This window comes from Salinicola sp. (genome assembly GCF_982684285.1).
The window spans coordinates 1-17,332 of record NZ_CEXLVS010000015.1; the positions used below are offsets into that span (position 1 = coordinate 1).

Sequence of the window (17,332 nt, forward strand, 5' to 3'; positions counted from 1 at the left end):
GGGCTCAACCCCTCTTCCCTCTCCTCGGGGCGCCACGACAAGGCCTTCTACGACCGCTACTGGCAGACGTTGAAGACCACCGGGCGCTGGGAGGGCGAAGTCTGGAACCAGCGCAAGCATGGCGACCAGTACCCCGAGTGGCTGCGGGTCCAGGCCTGCCATGATCGCAAGGGCAGGGTGTCCCACTACGTGGGGCTGTTCACCGATATCAGCCGCCACAAGGCACGCGAGCAGGACCTGCGTCGCATCGGCTTCGAGGATCCGCTGACCGGCCTGCCCAACCGGCGGCGGCTGCACGACCTGCTGGCCTCGCGCCTGCGCCACTTGCGCGCGGGAGAAGGCCTGGACCTGGCGCTGGTCGATATCGACGCCTTCAAGGCGATCAACGACACTCTCGGCGTCGATAGCGGGGATCGCCTGCTGTCCCGCTTCGGCCAGCGGCTGGCCGCGCAGGTGGCCGGCGGGATCGTCGGGCGGCTGGGCGGCGACGAGTTCATGGTCATCCGCACCACCACCTTCGACGACCACGAGAAGTGGGTCTCCAGCCTGCGTCATCACCTGAGCGAACCCTTCGAGATCGACGACAACTCGCTGCACCTGGGATTGACCATCGGCAGCTGCCGCGCGCCCGAGGATGGCAACGATCCCAACGTCCTGTTCCAGCGGCTCGAGTCCGCCCTCTACAGCGCCAAGCGACACGGGCGCAACCACGACCGGCGCTTCCGCCCCTCGCTGGAAGTCGAGTCGGACCGCCACCTGACCATCCTCAACGAACTGCGCCAGGCCCTGGCCCAGGGATCGCAACTGGAACTCTACTACCAGACCCAGCATCGGCTCGACGATGGCGGGATGGTGGGGATGGAGGCGTTGCTGCGCTGGCACCATCCCGAGCATGGCCTGATCCTGCCCAGCGAATTCATTCCGCTGGCCGAGCGCCACGGGCTGATGCCCGCGCTGGGCAGCTGGGTCATCGATCAGGCGGTGGCCCAACTGGCGACCTGGCGAAGCCAGGGTCTGAACGTGCTGCCCGTGTGGGTCAATCTGTCGGCGCTGCAACTGATCCAGGGCGCCCTCGAGTCCCACCTGATCTCCACCCTGAACCAGTATCGGGTACCGGCGCGGCTGCTCGGCCTCGAACTGACCGAGTCGGTGCTTCTCGACGAGCGCGCCGGCGACATCTCGCCGCGGCTGGAAGCGCTGCGGCGTGAAGGGCTGCAGATCGCCATCGACGACTTCGGGACCGGCTACTCGTCGATGGCCTACCTCAAGCGTCTGCCGGTCGACAAGCTCAAGGTCGACCGCGAGTTCATTCGTGCGCTACCGCATGACCACGCCGATGCGGCGATCACCTCGGCGGTGCTGGCGATGGCGCAGGGGCTGAACCTGGATGTCATCGCGGAGGGCGTGGAGACCGCCGAGCAGCGCGATTTCCTGCTGGCGAGAGGGTGTCGCCACGTACAGGGATATCTCTATGCGCGACCGCAACCCGCCGGCGAGGTCGAAGCGCGGCTGCGCCAATCGGTCTCCAGCGTCTACTCCTGATCGGCTTCGTCCCGGTTCGACTCGCTTGCCAGTCGGCGGCGCCCGCTCGCTCGTCGGCCGCCGAGATGTTGCGCCACGCCACCGCAGAGGCTAGCCCAGACGATCGCTTCGACCCCGATCGCCCAAGGGCGAATCTCGACCCCGGCCAGCGCCGCGCCCGAGAGATAGCTCAGCGGCCCGCCCAGGGCGCCGCAGGCGATCGCCAGGGCCCGGTAGCGCCATAGCCAGGCCAGGCAGTGATGGAGCGTGGTGGCGAAGAGCAGCCAGAGCGCCCATAGCCAGATGGGGAGCGCCCCTCCCATCTCGATGCCGCCGGCGGCTACCAGAGTGCCATCGACGACGATGCCGGCCAGCAACAACCCCAGCCACCAGCGCCACTCGCCCGGCCGCGCCAGCCAGCGCCAGTGAACGAGAAGGATGAGTGGCGTCGCGGCGATGGCCCAGAGCGAGCCGCCGAGCACGCAGAGGAACCAGCCGCCCTGAAACAGCAGGGCATTGATGGCGAGCGTTCCACCGCGGGCCGCGTCCTTCATGGGCCGGTGGCTACACGCCGCCGGTGAGCGGTGCGCGCCTGGCCTCCGGCTTGGCCAGCAGCAGATGACTGGTGCCGATGGTCCGTTCCAGGAACCCGCCTTCGCAGTAACAGAGATAGTAGCGCCACATGCGGATGAAGCGCTCGTCGTAGCCCAGCGCACGCACCTTGTCGAGACTGGACTCGAAGCGCAGGCGCCACTCCCGCAGCGTGCGGGCGTAGTGCAGACCGATCTCGTCCAGGTCGAGCAGGTTGAGCTGGGTGTGTCGGCTGAGGCCGTTGAGCAGCGCCGTGTGGGAAGGCAGAAAACCGCCCGGGAAGATATAGCGCTTGATGAAGTCCATCTCGCGCTTGGCGGTCTCGAAGCGCTGGTCGCGAATGGTGATGCACTGGAGCAGCGCCAGGCCGTCCGGCTTCAGCAGCCGGTCGATACAGGCGAAGTAAGTGCCCAGATACTGGTGGCCGACGGCTTCCACCATCTCCACCGAGACCAGCCGGTCGAAGCGGCCCTCCAGGTCCCGGTAATCCTCCTTCAGCAGCGTCACCCGATCCGCCAGTCCGGCCTCGTCGACGCGCCTGGCGGTAAAGGCGTACTGCTCTTCCGAAATGGTGGTGGTGGTGACCCGGCAACCTCGCGTTCGGGCCGCATGGATCGCCAGCCCGCCCCACCCGGTACCGATCTCCAGCAGATGGTGGTGCGGTTCGATGGCGAGCTTGTCGAGAATGACATCGAGCTTGTGCGTCGATGCCTCTTCCAGCGTGGCCTCGGCACGCGGGAAGACCGCGCTCGAGTACATCCAGTGCTCCCGATCCAGAAACGTCGCGAACAGCTCGTTGCCCAGGTCGTAGTGGGCCGCGATATGGCGCCGCGAGCCCCGCGCGGTATTGCGCTGGAGGGTGTGAAGCGCCGTCAGCGCCCAGCGGCGCAGGCGTGCGGTGCCGTTCTCCATGCCATCGTTGACGCGCTCGATATTGCGCGCGAACAGGCGAACCAGGCCGACCAGGTCGTCGACCTCCCAGGCGCCATCCATGTAGGCTTCCGCGACGCCGACGGTGCCGCCCAGGGCGAAGCGGCGCCAGACGCCCGGGTCATGGATGGTGATCTCGACGTGGACCGTCGACGGCCCGGCGTCGCCACGTCCCAGCTGATGAACGCTATCCCGTTCACGCAGCGTCAGCCTGCCGCCCTCCAGGTCGTCCAGCGCCCTGAGCATGCGGGGACGCAGCCAGCGCGACAGCCTCGGTGCGTCCGGGGTGGAAGGAGCGGTGGATGATCGGGCGGCCGTCATGACGAAGTCTCCCGTCCGGGATGGTCGTGGATCGGCGTGCGCTTGAGCCAGAGCCTGAGCGCCTGCCAGTGAATGGTGACGATGGTCTTGAGCGTCATGCCGGGATGCTTGACCAACTCCGCCACCAGCGCGGCTCGCGTCGCGGGCTTGAGCGTGAGTGTCAGCGTGGCGTCGAAATGACGCGCCTCCTGGTGCCATGTCTCCATGTGCATCAGCAGGCGCGCTTCCGGCGAGTTGAAACGCCAGTGGTAACGCATCTCCATCGGATTGAAGGGCGAGACGTGCAACCGCTTGTCGAACGCGGCTTGCTGGGTGTGGCGTGTCGGGTCGACCCGGCAGGCGTAGACCTGGCGCTCCCGCCATGGAGTGTTGGTGACTTCACCCAGGACGGCCTGCAGCTGGCCTTGCCGGTCGTAGGCGTAATAGAGCGTCAACGGGTTGAACAGCATCCCGAACAGCCGGATCTGGCTCAGCATACGAATCGGTCCGTCCGGGGCGCTGCCCAGCTCCTCCCTGAGACGCGCCCGGACGGCATCCGACAGCGGCAGATCGTGCGGGGCCAGATAGTCCTCGCGACGAAAGCGGGCCAGGGCGCCGCGGCGCGTGCCGAAGCCGGGCGTCCTCGCCAGCAGCGCCGGCAGCTCATCGAGATCCAGCCACAGCATCCAGACGCGATAGTCGAAGGCGTGCCAGCGCGGCAGGAAGCGCCGGTGGCGCAGTTGGCCCACGGCGAGACGACTGTGGGGACAGGCATCGCTCAAGGGCATACCGTCCCTGCCTGGCGATCGGATGCGGCTGGGGATGCCGTCGTCGCGGGTGACGGCTGGCTGCCGTCGATCGCCTCGACCACACGCAGCGCGCTCCATACGCCGTCTTCGTGGAAACCGTTGCGCCAGTAGGCGCCGCAGAAATGGGTGCGCCGGGAGACACGGGATATCTCGCCGTGGCGGGCCTGGGCCTGCTGCGCGGATAGCGTGAACTGAGGATGGGCGTACTCGTGGCGGCCCAGCACGCGGGCCGGGTCGATGCTCTCCTCGTCGTTGAGCGTCACGCAGAAGGTGGTGTCGCTTTTCAACCGCTGGAGAATGTTCATGTTGTAGGTGACGGGCACGCAGGCTTCGGCATCGCGGCCGTCGAGGCGATAGTTCCAGCTCGCCCAGGCCCGGCGGCGGCGCGGCAGCATGCCGGTGTCGGTGTGCAGCACGACGCTGTTGCGACGATAGCCGATGGCGCCCAGCACGTCCCGCTCGGCGCGACTCGCCTGGCCGCCCAGGATGGCCAGCGCCTGGTCGCTGTGGCAGGCGAACACCACCTGATCGAAATGTCGCTCACCGGCGGCGGTGTGGAGGCTGACGCCGCCGTCGTCCCGGGCCAGTCCAACCACGGGGGTCGAGAGATGGATGCGTTCGCGATAGGGCTCGGTGAGCGGGGCGATGTAGGTTCGGGAGCCTCCCTTGATGGTGCGCCACTGGGGGCGGTCGGTCAGCGACAGCAGACCGTGGTGATGGAAGAAGCGCACGAAGAAGCGGGCGGGGAAGTCGCGCATGCCGGCTTCGCTGGCGGACCAGATCGCGCCACCCATGGGCAGCAGGTAGCGGCGCTGGAAATCTTCGCCGTAATCCTCGCCGGCCAGGTAGTCGCCAAGGGTCAGCGTTGGCGACAGGCGGTCGGCCAGGAAGTCGCGGGTCGCCCGGCGGTTGAACCGGACGATGTCGTTGAGCAGGCGGTAGAAGCGCGGACGCAACAGGTTGCGGCGCTGGGCGAACAGGCTGGTCAGGGTGTGGCCGTTGTATTCGAAGTCGCGACCGCTCTCGTGGACCGAGAAACTCATCTCCGTCGCCTGACCCGGGACGCCCAGCGAGTCCATGAGTGCCTCGAAGAGCGGATAGGTGCGATCGTTGTAGACGATGAAGCCGGTATCGATCGCGTGTCGTTCGGTCCCGGTGTCGACATCGAGGGTCGCGGTGTGGCCACCCAGGCGTGAATCGGCCTCGAACAGAGAGACCTGATGGCGACGGGAGAGATAGTGGGCGGCGGTCATGCCGGCGATGCCGCTGCCGATCACCGCGATCCGCTGCGGGGGCTGGGTCATGCCGACTCTCCACGGCGGCGGTTGGCGATGCGCAGGCCGAAGCGCCGGCGCAGTGCCGGGGGAAGGATACCCAGCGTCTTGACCAGAAACGTGAAGCGACGCGGGAAATGGATATCCAGTCGACCTCGCTCGAGGCCATCGATGATGTAGTTCGCGGCCTGCTCCACTTCGATCTGCATCGGCATCGGGAAATCGTTGCGCTCGGTCAGCGGTGTCTTGACGAACCCCGGGTGAATCACGCTGACGTCGATCGACTCGGCGTCTAGGTCGAGGCGCAGGGACTCCAGGAAATGCGATATCGCCGCCTTGGAGGCGCCGTAGGCTTCCGCGCGCGGCAGCGGCAGGTAGGCGGCCGCACTGGAAACGCCCGCCAGTATCGGCCGTCGTTCGCCGCCCCTGGCCTGGCGCAGCAGGGGTAGCGCGGCGTCGATGGCATGGAGCGTGCCCTGAAAGTTGGTGGCGAACACGCGTTCGACCAGATCGACGTCGAAACGGGCGACATCCAGGTATTCACAGGTGCCGGCATTGAGCAGGGCGATATCGAGACCGCCAAAGACGTCGTCGATGGCATTGCCGGCACGACGCGTGGCGTCACGATCGGTGAGATCGGCCGGTACCACCAGGGCATTGTCGTGCCCCTCTGCCAGCTGTCGCAGCGCATCTTCCCGACGCGCGGTCAACGCGACGCGATGACCGTCGCCGAGCAGCCGCTTGGCCAGGGCTTCGCCGATACCCGATGTCGCCCCCGTCAGCCAGATCCGCCGGGTTCCCGAGAGACTCGCCATGACCCTTCCTCGTTGGTGTGAAAAACCGTTCGGCGCCAGTGGTTGCCGACGCTTCGGATCAGAGCCGCTTCTTGACGCCCTTGACCAGCCATCCCACCACCGGCAGATGTTCGTAGAGCATGGCCCCTGCATCGAAGTAATCGCGATGACGGCAGACCCGCTGACCTTGCCACTGAAGATGGGAGCAGCCGGCCACGTTGATGTTACGTCCGCCATCCAACCTTGGATGCGCCAACTGCATGGTCCAGGTCAGAAAACAGGTGGCGTCGACCAGCTGTCGGTCGTGAAACTCGAAATGGCAGTGGCGGACGCCTTCCATCAGGTCGGCGTAATAGGCCATCAGATTGTCGCGGCCGACGTGATGGTGCAGGGGGTCGGCGAAATCGACATCGTCGCTGTAGCACTCCGCGAGGGCGGGAAGGCGGCTGGACGTCAGCGGCTGGAAGAGGGTGCAGAAGTGCGTCAGTGACTCGATGGTTGGCGCTTCGGATGGTGTCATGGAGGCTCCCTGAATCGTGATCGGCGTTGTCATCGGCATGCCGTGTCGCCGGTATCAGCCGAGGTTCTTGAACGCCTCGAGCGCCCGCTCTCTGGCGCGCTTGTGATCGACGATCGCCTGGGGATAGCCGGTCTTGTGGCGCTGTTCCGCGCTGGGTTCATGGCGGGCCTTGGCCGGCAGATCGGCCAGCTCCGGAAGCCAATGGGCGATGAAGGTCGCCTCCGGGTCGAAGCGCCGGGACTGGGTCGTCGGGTTGAAGATCCGAAAGTAGGGCGAGGCATCGGTACCGGTCGATGCGGCCCACTGCCAGCCGCCGTTGTTGGAGGCGAAATCGCCGTCCACCAGATGCTCCATGAAGAACGCCTCGCCACGACGCCAGTCGAGCAGCAGGTGCTTGCTCAGGAACATCGCCGTCACCATGCGCAGCCGGTTGTGCATCCAGCCGGTGGCGACCAGTTGCCGCATCGCGGCATCGACCAGCGGGAAGCCGGTACGACCTTCGCACCACGCCTCGAACTCCTTGTCGCTGTAGCGCCAGTTCAACTTGTCGGTTTCGAGTTTGAAGGGCCGGTGGCGGCAGACGCGGGGAAAGCCGACGACGATATGCTGGTAGAACTCGCGCCAGACCAGTTCGTTGGTCCAGCTCGCCAGGCCAGCGTCGCCATCGGCCAGATGACCGCCGTTATTGGCCATCACCGCCTGCAGGCACTGGCGGTGGGAGATCATTCCGGTGGAGAGATAGGCGGAGAGCTCACTGGTGCCGGCGATGGCGGGAAAGTCGCGATCTTCAGCGTAGCGACGCGCCCGCTGCTGCAGAAAATTGGCCAGCCGGTCGGCGGCGGCTTCCTGCCCTGCCGGCCAGGAGCGATCCTCCGTCTCGGCGGGGGCGGGGGGGACCACATCGGAGCGGTCCTGCCGCGGCAATGCCGGAATCCGGTCGCTGGAGATTTCCAGCTTGGCCTGACGCCGGGGCGTTTCGCGCAACGCCAGTTGATCCGCGCCCACGCGTTGGTGCCAGGCTCTGGAGAACGGCGTGAAGACCTTGTAGTACTCGTCCTGCCCGGTCAGCAGCTCGCCCGGCTCGAAGGCGATGTGATCGGTGTAGTCGAAGACGGCGAGACCCGCGCGCGTGAACTCGTCGGTCACCTTCTCGTCACGCCGCTGCTCGTCGAGGGGATACTCGCGATTGAAATGGAGCGCCTGGGCGTCGAGCCGACGAGCCGCCTCCAGCAGTGTTCCGGGGGCCGCATCGAAATCGTCGATGTCGCGATAGAGCAGTGGGATGTTGAGCGCTTTCAACTCGTCCTGAAGCGCGACGACGCCACGATGCACGAACGATATCTTGTTGGCGCCATGCCCATGGCTTCGCCACTGCCGCCTGCAGGCGAGGAAGATGCCGACGACCGGCCCCTTCCTGGCTGCCGCGCTCAACGCGGAGTGATCGAGGGTTCTGAGGTCGTTGCGGAACCAGACCAGTTGCGTCGATGACATGGGCACTACTTCCCTGTTGCCGGTAAATGGACGGCGCATCCTTGCACCGCGAGCTGCCGCGCTTCACGCCCGTCATGCCGGCCACCGCCGCGGTCGGCGCAGAACTCAGATGCCTGCGTCGATCATCGCTCGCATGCGGCTCAACGCCTGGCTCATGTCCTCTCCCAGCACGGCGACGGCGGTGTTCTCCAAGTCGCTGGCGCGAATACGGGCGACGGGGCCCACCAGGCACACCGGCGCTTCGCACTGCTCCGCCAGGCGCGGGAGCTGGCGACGGATGACGTCGCTGCGCTCGGCATGACCGCTGGCGAGCAGCAGCGCCTGTGTACCGAGGCGTTCGACGGCGAGCGGGAACTCGCTCAACGGCACCTCCCCGTCGATCAACTGGACCCGATAGTCCGAGGCCGAGGCTGCCAGCCCCATCAGCAGGGACCAGAATCCGCTGCTGTCATCCGGCAGGCTCGCCACCAGGACGGTCCCCGCGTTGCTCAACTGGTTGGCGTGGTAGATCCGGGTCCCGATACGGGTACGCAGGAACGACTCCAGCACCCGGCGTTGAAGTGTCGCGCCGAATTGGTCGCCCCAGCGCTCCTCCAGTTGGGAGATCACTGGCTGCCATAGCTCGGCGATACAGAGCCCGACCGGGTAGAGCGACAGGCTCTGGTTGAACAGCGCCTCGAGCCGCCCGGTATCCAGCGCTTCCACGGCCTGGATCACGTGCTGGCGCTGGCTGGCCCAGTCCCCCATCTGGGGCGCGGGAGTTTCGACGGTCTCCGGCTGGTCGAGCAGTTCGCGCACCTGGCTGACCGGGACGCCCCGGTTTAGCCACTGCAGGATGCGCTCCACGCGCTCGATGTCGTTGCGCCCGTAGAGGCGGTGGCCTTTCGGCGTGCGCTGGGGGCGGATCAAGCCGTAGCGTCGCTCCCAGGCCCGCAATGTGACGGAATTGACTCCAGTGAGTCGCGATACTTCACGAATCGGGTAGAGCGGCGCGGCACTGGAATCCACTGCCTTGTAAGTCATGCAAGTCCTCCCACGAGGTCTCTGCGTGCGCCGTCTCGTCGAATGGGGTGTTCCATGTCAATGTAGCGAGTCATTACTGCGGGCCAGAAGGGTTCAGGACATCGGCTACGATCATCTGTCGCCGCCGCACCATGGCGTTCGGCCGGGTAAAGTCCTGACGCCTTGTCACCGCCACCCCACCTGGGTCGGGCGCCGGTCGCCACGCAGTCGATGACCTCGACGAGTCGTGACGAGACGATGGATGTAGTCTCGATAGCCCAAGGATGGGTGAATATATTGTACGGTTCAAGTGGTTTGTACAACATTAATGCAATACATGGCAGCCCGTCCCGCCTGCAGTCGGGACTCGACCATGGCGGCGAGTGCCTCGACCAATGCCGTATGCCCGTCCGTGGTGGACACGAGAGCGAGGATCTCGAACCGGGCGATACCTTGGGCAGCCGTCAGCGGGCATCGCTGCAACCGAATCCCATGAGGCTCATGGCCGATCGGGTCATGCTGGCTCCCGGACGATCGGGTTGACACCGATGGGCGCGTGCAGGCGTTGGGGGTGCTAACCTGTGAATATTGTACAACACCGATACGATCGGGAGTAACGGCCATGCGTTTATTGATCACTGGCGGCACGGGCTTCGTCGGGCGACGGTTGATCGAGCGGGCACTGGCGGCCGGCCACGAGGTGATGGTGATTTCCCGAGACCCCGAGCGGGCTCGCCGGCGCCTTCCCCATGACGTCCGCATCGGCGACGATGCCACGGATTTCGCGTCGACCCCGCCCGAGGCCATCGTCAACCTGGCCGGCGAGCCGATCGCCGACCGGCGCTGGAGCGATCCGCAGAAGACCCGGCTGGTCGAGTCACGACGTCACGCAACGCGGGATGTCGTCGCACTTTGCGAGCAGCTGGCGCAGCAGGGTCGGGCGCCTGAGGTGCTCGTCTCCGGTTCGGCCATGGGATTCTACGGCGATCAGGGCGACCGCGAGGTGACCGAGGAGACGCCGCCGCACGATGAATTCGCCCATCGGCTGTGTCGGGCCTGGGAAGCGGAAGCCGTCAAGGCCGAAGCGTTCGGGGTGAGAGTCGCCTGCCTGCGCACCGGGCTGGTGCTGGATGCCGGCGGCGGCACGCTGGCCAAGCTGATGCCGGCGTTCAAGTTGGGGTTGGGGGGGCGTCTTGGCGACGGGCGACAGTACATGCCGTGGATCCATCGTGAGGACCTGGTCGGCGCGATCGAGTTCCTGCTCGCGGAATCCTCGTTGAGCGGGGCTTTCAACGGCTCGGCGCCCAATCCGGTGACCAATGCCGAGTTCACCCGTGCCATGGGACGTCATCTGCATCGTCCCACGGCGCTCTGCGTGCCCGCGCCGGTGCTGAAGCTCGGGCTGGGAGAGATGTCGCGTCTGCTGCTGACCGGCGCCCGCATGCGGCCGCAACGGCTGCAGGAGGCCGGCTTCACCTTCCGCTACCCCACCCTGGACGAGGCGCTGGCGGCAATCGTTTTACGCTGACCCGCGGGCGGCGATTGCCGCCTCGACAAGAGAGCTTCGGCGGGGCCTATCGCGCGTCCTTGTCGACGGTGACGATCACCCGCACCGCGTCGAGACGCAGCGACGCGCTCTCGATGACGCTATCGAGGGCTTGGCGCTCGTCGCTCATCGCTCGCATTTCGTCGTCGCGAATGGCGCCGTTGTGTCGCGATAACGCCTTGAGCCGCGAGAGTTCCAGGTCCAGCGTTTCCCGCATCTCTCGCTGCGCGCGCTCGACCAGCGTCGGCAGTTCGCGTTGTGCCTCCCGCTCGCCTTCCACCAGCAGCTTGCGCAACTGGTCGTGACGCGACTTCAGCAGTTCCCTGGCAACGCCTTTCTTGACCCGCTGAAGGTTGCGGGAGAGTCCGCTGAACGTGACCTTGTCCGACAGGTTGGCGCCGCTCTCGTCGAGCAGGACGCGAATACCCGTGTCCGGCAGGAAGCGTCCCAGCTGCAGTCGGCGCGGAGCCGGGCAGTGGGTGCGGTAGATCAGCTCGAGCATCAATCTGCCGCCGGGAATGCTGGGATGCTTGAGCAGGGCGAGCGCGGTGTTGCCGAGGCTGGAGTCGAGCACGCGCTCCATCACGGTCATCACCAGCGGGTGTTCCCAGGAGAGACGCTGGATGTCGTCGCGTGCCAGCGCCCTTGCGCGCGAGTAGGTGACGGTGAACCCCTCGTCGCCCTGGGCCAGGCCGGGAAGGCTGTCGATCATGTGGGCGCCCGGCGTGAGATGCATCAGCCCGTTGCCGAGATCCCGGCTGTCGACGCCGAAGACGTCCAGCGCCTGATCGACGTAGCGTGGCAGGGCGCTGTCGTTGTCCTGCTCCACCACCGTGCTGATTACCGCATCGGCGCGCTCGGGGCGGCACGCATTCCACTCCAGTAGCCGGTTGCGACCGGCTTCGCGTTCGGCGAGGCGGGCGTCGTTGAAGGTGCGGGTCTCCTCGATCAGGGCGTCCAGGCCGCCACTGTCCTCATCACCGTCGTCGAGGCTCTCGCGCAAGGCGTCGCCGAAAGCCTCGAGCACGTCGCCCCCCGCCGCGTGCGGGGCCTCGAATGCGGCGAGACCATCCCGATACCAGCGCAGCAGTGCTTCGCTGGGGCTGCCTTCGATCACCGGGACGTGAATGTCGATGGGGTGCAGCTGGCCGATGCGGTCGAGTCGTCCGATGCGCTGCTCCAGCAGATCGGGATGCCACGGCAGGTCGAACATCACCAGGTGATGGCAGAACTGGAAGTTGCGCCCCTCGGAACCGATCTCGGAGCAGATCAGCAACTGGCAGCCGCTATCGTCGTCGGCGAAGGCGGCGGCGGCGCGATCGCGCTCGACCAGGCTCATCTCTTCATGGAAGACCGGTGCCTGGTCGCCGGCGCGCACGCGCATCGCCTCGGCCAGATCCACGGCGGTCTGGCGCCGATGGGCGATCACCAAGACCTTCTGCTGGCTGCCCAGGGTCTCGAGCTGGCCGATCAGCCATTCGACCCGGGGATCGAATCGCCACCACTGGACCTCATCGTGGTTCGCATCATCGTGCAGGGCGCGGTAGGCCGCTTCGGGATAGAGGCGAGCCTCGTGCGTACTCAGGTCGGCAGCGGTCAGCCGGGCGGCAAAGTGGTCGTTGCCCTCGCGCAGCTCCTGGAACTGGTCGCGATAGGCCGATGGCATCGACAACGAGGCGACGTGGAGGTGGCGCTCGGGAAATCCCCCGACATGGCGCCGGCTGTTACGGAACATGACGCGGCCGGTGCCATGGCGGTCCAGCAACTGTTCGCGCAGCTGGCGGCGCGCGCTCTCCCGCTGGCCGGTATCGCTCTCGCTGTCCAGCAGCGTCTCGAGCAGCGCGCGACTGTCGCCGTCATCGATGATGGCGCCGATGCGGTCGCGGTCGGCGGCGTTGCCCGGCAGCCGCTCGAGCGCCTCGATCGCCGCCGCCACGGCCGCGTAGCCGGCCTCCTCTTCACGAAAGCGCTCCAGGTCGTGGTAGCGATCGGGGTCGAGCAGGCGCAGTCGGGCAAAATGGCTCTCCAGTCCCATCTGCTCCGGCGTCGCGGTCAACAGCAGCAGGCCCGCGATACGCGCCGAGAGTCTCTCGATGCAGGCATAGCCCGGTCCCTCGGCCTGCGGCGACCAGTCGAGGTGGTGTGCCTCGTCGACGATCAGCAGGTCCCACTGGCACGCCTCGATCTGGCGCTGACGATGGGGATTGGCGAATAGCCACTCCTGGCTGGCCAGGATGCACTGGCCGCTCTCGAAGGGGTTCTCTTCGTCGAATGCCTCGCTCTGGGCCTCGTCCAGCAGGGTGACCGAAAGCGAGAAGCGGCGCAGCAGTTCGATCAGCCACTGATGGGTCAGGCTGGAGGGCACCAGGATCAGGGCGCGGTCGACGCGTCCGGTCAACAGCAGGCGATGCAGGATCAGCCCGGCTTCGATGGTCTTGCCCAGCCCGACTTCGTCGGCAAGCAGCACGCGGGGCGCGTGACGCCGTGACACCTCGTCGGCGATGTACAGCTGGTGCGGGATCAGATCGATACGGGGTCCCGCGAGCCCCAGCGCCGGACTGCGGGCGATACGCTGGTGGTGATGCAGCGAGCGGTAGCGCAATTCGAACCAGTCGTTGCGATCGACCTGTCCGGTCAGCAGGCGGTCCTGCGCCTGGTGGAAACGCATGCTGTCGGAGAGCTTGGCTTCGCTGAGCGACACGGCCGCGCCGTCGTCGGTCCGGCCATGATAGATCACGCACCCATCGCGTTCCTCGATGCGCTCGACGGTCAGTTGGCCGCCGTCGGCGGTATCGATGCGATCGCCGGGCCCGAACACCACCCGGGTCAATGGGGCCTGGCGGGCGCTATAGGTGCGGGTTTCCTGACTGGCGGTGAACAGCACGGTAACGCTGCGTGCATCGACGGTGAGGATGGTGCCGAGCCCGAGCTCGGTTTCGCCGTCGCTGATCCAACGCTGGCCGGGAGAGAAATCGCTCATGGTGCCTCGGTCGTGTGTACGCTGCGGGAACGGATCGAATGGGCGACGCATTCTAGCCTAAACCGGGGTCGGCCTTAAGCATTGAAGGATTCGGCATGCCCGGTCAACGGCGTTACACTGCGCCGGCGTCCATCCAGGGCTCGAGGAGGGGGCATGGCGGGGACAAGGCAAAGAGATGGCCTGCGGCGCATCGCGATCGCCAGCCAGGCGGCGGGGTTCATCCTGATCATCACGCTGGAGACCGTGCTGGGGGATGCCGCGAGACCGTGGCAGGGCGCGACGCTTGCCGCGATGCTGGCTGCCGCCGGCTGGCTGGCGCTGGTCCGGCGCTATCGGCGCAACAGGGAGCGTCGCCGGCAGGAGGTGCGCGACGACGGCTGAGCGAGTCTCGTCAGCGGCCAGCGGGGCGTGGCCGGCTGCGGCAGTGGTTCACATCGGGGGCACGGTACCGTCGAGCCCGACGATCACCGCCTTGGCCTCGATCGGATCCTGGGTGATGTCTCCGGCGACGAAGACCGCCGCACCCTGCTCGAGATCGTCCATGGAGCCCTTGCTGACCTTCACGGTGGGCACATCGCTCGGCACGCGAATCTGCTTGCTGCCATCGCCGTAGTCGACGGTCAGCGTCATCATGCCGTCTTCGTCGGCGGCACGGTTCACGGTGCCGTTGGTCATGGTCGAGCCGCCGGGGGCGCCGCCCATCTCGCCACCGCCGTCGGTGGCACTGACGGTACCATTGGTCATGGTCGAGCCACTGCCGCTGCCGCCCAGTTTTTCACCGCCGAATCCCCCCTCGGTGGCGCCACGCGGCATATCCCAGGGGTAGTCGCCTTCACCGGTGCCTTTCATCGATTCCGGGAAGATCACCATCTCCAGCGCTTTCGCCGGCTGCCCGTCCTCGCCGGGCAGGTTGGCGGTGCCGATGAACGTTCCTTCTTCTATTTCGTCGAGGCTGCTCTTGCTGACGGCGGCGAGTCGGGTGTCATCGCCGATGGTCACCCGGTGGCTGCTGCCGTCGGTGATGGACTCGACGGTGATGCCGTCGTCGCTGACGGCGGTAATGGTGCCGCGCAGGTTGTTGGGGATGTTCTGTGCCGCCAGGGCGCTGGCGGCGAAACAGCCGACGGTCAGGCCGAACAACGCCATGCGAAGCGCGCGAGTTGCGGTGATGGCTGGCATGAGAATCCTTCTCCTTGCGAATCGTGGGGCGGCTAAGTTTTCTGAGAAAGCCGCTATCTGGAGTTCAGTCGATCGCGAGGAATTGTCAAGCACCCGCGTCCGTGGGGGCATCGCCGCCCAAGCCGCCGCCCGATAGCACGCTGGCGGCTCGGGTGGGCCCGCGAGGCTCGCTCCTCTGGCTGCAGCAATCGCATCGCGGATGCGGGAGGCGAACAAAGGCAACGTTTACTGGGACTCGAGGACCGGCGAGCACTGGTCGAGGGTCTTGTCGAGCTCTGGGGGGCGGCTGTCTTCGCGATCGCCTGGATCGTAGTCGCGTTGCATCTTGCGGACCTCCGCGGCGGAAAAACGCGCCTGCAGGGCCTTGGTGGCGCATTCGCAGTAGCGCTCGACCTTGGGCCCTTCGATGCCACTGGCGGTGATATTGGCGCGGCACTGGGCCTGGGACGCCTCGATGGCTTTCGCCGGCCAGGGGGGCGGTGGCTCGCTCTCCTGTGCGCTGGCCTGGGCGACGCTGGCCAAGGCAAGACAGAGCGTGATGGTGGTGGTGCGAAGCCATGTGAACATGAGAATTCTCCTGGCGGGCATGCCTGTAGCGGACAGGCCCCTGGCAAGCGCTGGTGGCGAGAGGCGGGATTCGGCCCGATCGACGTCTCCGCAAGGCGCAGGCGTGTTCGACTCGGCGCCACCCTGTCCAGGCTGGGGTTCCCCGAGGCCTTCCGGAGAGCTTCCTCTATCCCTCTCCTGTACCACTTTAGGGAGTGTGGCCACGCTTGCCCATGCTTCTTAGGTGGGGCCGGCGGTCGAGCGCTTACGCGCGAGACGCGGCCGGGGCGCAAGAGGCGCTGCGCGGAGCGTTGCGGTCGAGGCTGGACGGCCACGCCGGGCCAGACGTAAAAACGCCCGCCAGGCAGGGCCTGAACGGGCGTTTCGCAATACGGTGGTCGGAATAGCAGGATTCGAACCTACGACCTCTGCCTCCCGAAGGCAGCGCTCTACCAAGCTGAGCTATATTCCGATCAAATCGTCGATTCGTGCCGTTTGGGGCTGTTCGACGGAGGTGAATTATACTCATCGAAGGGCGTGGTGCAACCCCGATCGCGCTGCCTTTTAGACGTCACGCTCGACGGCCACCCGCGTCAGTGTTTCCATGCTGTCGCGATAAGGGCTTGGCGGCAGGATCTCCAGCTGTGCACGGGCCTTCTCGGCCATCTCCTCGGCGCGACGCTGGGTGTAGTCGAGCGCGCCGGTTTCGCGCACGATCGCCAGCACGTCCGCCAGCCGTTCCAGGCCTCCGTCGGTGATCGCCTGGCGGATCAGCTCGGACTGCTCCTGCGTCCCTTCGCGCATGGCGTGGATCAGCGGCAACGTCGGTTTGCCCTCGGCGAGATCGTCGCCCACGTTCTTGCCCATGGTGTCGGCGTCACCCTGGTAGTCGAGCAGGTCGTCGACCAGTTGGAACGCGAGCCCCAGGTAACGGCCGTAGAGCTGCAGCGCCTGCTCCTGCTCGGCATTGGCGTCGGCGAGAATGGCGCCGCTGTGGGAAGCCGCCTCGAACAGCATGGCCGTCTTGCCCTGAATGGTATCGAAGTAATCCGACTCCTCGATGTCGGCATTGCCGATATTGGTCAACTGCTGGACTTCGCCCTCGGCGATCACGCAGGTGGCGCTGGAGAGTACCTGCATGATCCGCATCGACCCGACCTCGACCATCATCTGGAACGAGCGCGAGTAGAGAAAGTCGCCGACCAGCACCGACGGCGCATTGCCCCAGGTGTCGTTGGCGGTAGCCTTGCCGCGCCGCCGGCTGGACTCGTCGACGACGTCGTCGTGCAGCAGCGTGGAGGTGTGCATGAACTCGATCAGGGTCGCCAGGGGGATGTGCTTGTCACCGGGGTAGTCCAGCGCGCGCGCTGCCAGGAGCACCAGTAACGGGCGCAGCCGCTTGCCGCCACTCTCGATGATGTACTGGCCGATGGTCTCGACCAGCGGGATTCGCGACGCCAACTGATCGAGAATCGTACGATTGACGGCGGCGAAGTCCTCAGCCACCGATGCATGGATGGATGCAGCGTTGGATTGCATGGTCGGCTTGTCAATGAATCGGGTGGGGCCGCTCTGAGTCGGGCCGAGAGAGGCGATGTGAGGGGGTATGCTAGGTGGCGCCTACAGGTGCGTCAACCGACGAGGCGCGGCGACGGACCCGCGTTTCGCGCCGGCGCCGGCATCGGTGGATGTCAGTAGCGCGTCGGCACCGCAAAGGCTTGCCTGGTTTGGCTGCAATCGTTATAATCCGCCGCCCAACTCATCATGCTCCCTGTCAGATGGTTGCCGGAAGGGGCACCACTCGACGCAGGTCGATGAAAGAGCGATCCGTACCGATGAGCTTGGCCGA

Annotated in this window: 15 protein-coding genes and 1 tRNA gene; 3 read left to right on the plus strand and 13 right to left on the minus strand. The window is 66.3% G+C overall.

The features are described 5' to 3' along the window. On the plus strand, positions 1–1,542 hold a 1,542-nt coding region (locus tag AC3AYF_RS02635), incomplete at its 5' end, for a putative bifunctional diguanylate cyclase/phosphodiesterase (protein ID WP_487779371.1). Here the strand turns inward: AC3AYF_RS02635 and AC3AYF_RS02640 are convergent. From AC3AYF_RS02640 to AC3AYF_RS02675, 8 genes are all read right to left on the minus strand, one after another. Next, positions 1,533–2,075: a DUF2878 domain-containing protein gene (locus AC3AYF_RS02640; RefSeq protein WP_295036638.1), complete on the minus strand. Its 543-nt coding sequence runs from the start codon at positions 2,073–2,075 to the stop codon at positions 1,533–1,535. The two genes, AC3AYF_RS02635 and AC3AYF_RS02640, sit on opposite strands and share 10 nt — an antisense overlap. A 10-nt stretch (positions 2,076–2,085) precedes the next feature. Further along, positions 2,086–3,363: an SAM-dependent methyltransferase gene (locus AC3AYF_RS02645; protein ID WP_295036640.1), complete on the minus strand. Its 1,278-nt coding sequence runs from the start codon at positions 3,361–3,363 to the stop codon at positions 2,086–2,088. Then, complete coding sequence (locus tag AC3AYF_RS02650) at positions 3,360–4,124, minus strand: DUF1365 domain-containing protein (RefSeq protein ID WP_295036642.1); 765 nt, start codon at positions 4,122–4,124, stop codon at positions 3,360–3,362. The genes AC3AYF_RS02645 and AC3AYF_RS02650 overlap by 4 nt, the downstream gene beginning before the upstream one ends. Beyond that, a complete protein-coding gene (locus AC3AYF_RS02655) occupies positions 4,121–5,455 on the minus strand; it encodes an NAD(P)/FAD-dependent oxidoreductase (RefSeq protein ID WP_295036644.1) in 1,335 nt (444 codons plus the stop codon). The genes AC3AYF_RS02650 and AC3AYF_RS02655 overlap by 4 nt, the downstream gene beginning before the upstream one ends. Further along, the gene (locus AC3AYF_RS02660) at positions 5,452–6,240 is read right to left on the minus strand and encodes an SDR family NAD(P)-dependent oxidoreductase (protein WP_295036646.1); all 789 of its coding nucleotides are present in this window, start codon (positions 6,238–6,240) and stop codon (positions 5,452–5,454) included. The genes AC3AYF_RS02655 and AC3AYF_RS02660 overlap by 4 nt, the downstream gene beginning before the upstream one ends. Before the next feature lie 58 nt (positions 6,241–6,298). Continuing rightward, on the minus strand, positions 6,299–6,739 hold the full coding sequence (locus AC3AYF_RS02665) for a nuclear transport factor 2 family protein (RefSeq protein ID WP_295036649.1): 441 nt from the start codon (positions 6,737–6,739) through the stop codon (positions 6,299–6,301). A 54-nt stretch (positions 6,740–6,793) separates the two neighbouring features. Next, positions 6,794–8,230: a deoxyribodipyrimidine photo-lyase gene (gene phrB, locus AC3AYF_RS02670; protein WP_295036651.1), complete on the minus strand. Its 1,437-nt coding sequence runs from the start codon at positions 8,228–8,230 to the stop codon at positions 6,794–6,796. Positions 8,231–8,335: 105 nt separating this feature from the next. Then, entirely contained in the window at positions 8,336–9,253 is a 918-nt protein-coding gene (locus AC3AYF_RS02675; RefSeq protein ID WP_295036652.1) for a MerR family transcriptional regulator, read from the minus strand. Between the two features lie 601 nt (positions 9,254–9,854). On the opposite strand from AC3AYF_RS02675, the gene AC3AYF_RS02680 reads away from it, so the two are divergent. Next, positions 9,855–10,760 (plus strand): TIGR01777 family oxidoreductase, encoded by a 906-nt coding sequence (locus tag AC3AYF_RS02680; RefSeq protein ID WP_295036654.1) that lies wholly within the window; start codon positions 9,855–9,857, stop codon positions 10,758–10,760. Positions 10,761–10,806: 46 nt separating this feature from the next. On the opposite strand, the gene rapA is transcribed toward AC3AYF_RS02680, so the two are convergent. Beyond that, a complete protein-coding gene (gene rapA / locus AC3AYF_RS02685; RefSeq protein ID WP_295036655.1) occupies positions 10,807–13,758 on the minus strand; it encodes an RNA polymerase-associated protein RapA in 2,952 nt (983 codons plus the stop codon). Between the two features lie 153 nt (positions 13,759–13,911). Between rapA and AC3AYF_RS02690 the strand changes: the two genes are divergently transcribed. Next, the gene (locus AC3AYF_RS02690; RefSeq protein WP_295036657.1) at positions 13,912–14,139 is read left to right on the plus strand and encodes a hypothetical protein; all 228 of its coding nucleotides are present in this window, start codon (positions 13,912–13,914) and stop codon (positions 14,137–14,139) included. A 48-nt stretch (positions 14,140–14,187) separates the two neighbouring features. Here AC3AYF_RS02690 and AC3AYF_RS02695 read toward each other — a convergent pair whose 3' ends face one another. From AC3AYF_RS02695 to ispB, 4 genes are all read right to left on the minus strand, one after another. Beyond that, on the minus strand, positions 14,188–14,937 hold the full coding sequence (locus tag AC3AYF_RS02695) for a hypothetical protein (protein WP_295036658.1): 750 nt from the start codon (positions 14,935–14,937) through the stop codon (positions 14,188–14,190). A gap of 225 nt (positions 14,938–15,162) precedes the next feature. Further along, positions 15,163–15,504, minus strand: coding sequence for a hypothetical protein (locus tag AC3AYF_RS02700; RefSeq protein ID WP_295036659.1), 342 nt, complete (start codon positions 15,502–15,504; stop codon positions 15,163–15,165). Between the two features lie 374 nt (positions 15,505–15,878). Further along, a tRNA-Pro gene (locus tag AC3AYF_RS02705) sits at positions 15,879–15,955 on the minus strand. 92 nt (positions 15,956–16,047) lie between these two features. After that, complete coding sequence (gene ispB, locus AC3AYF_RS02710; protein WP_295036661.1) at positions 16,048–17,022, minus strand: octaprenyl diphosphate synthase; 975 nt, start codon at positions 17,020–17,022, stop codon at positions 16,048–16,050. Positions 17,023–17,332: the final 310 nt, after the last annotated feature.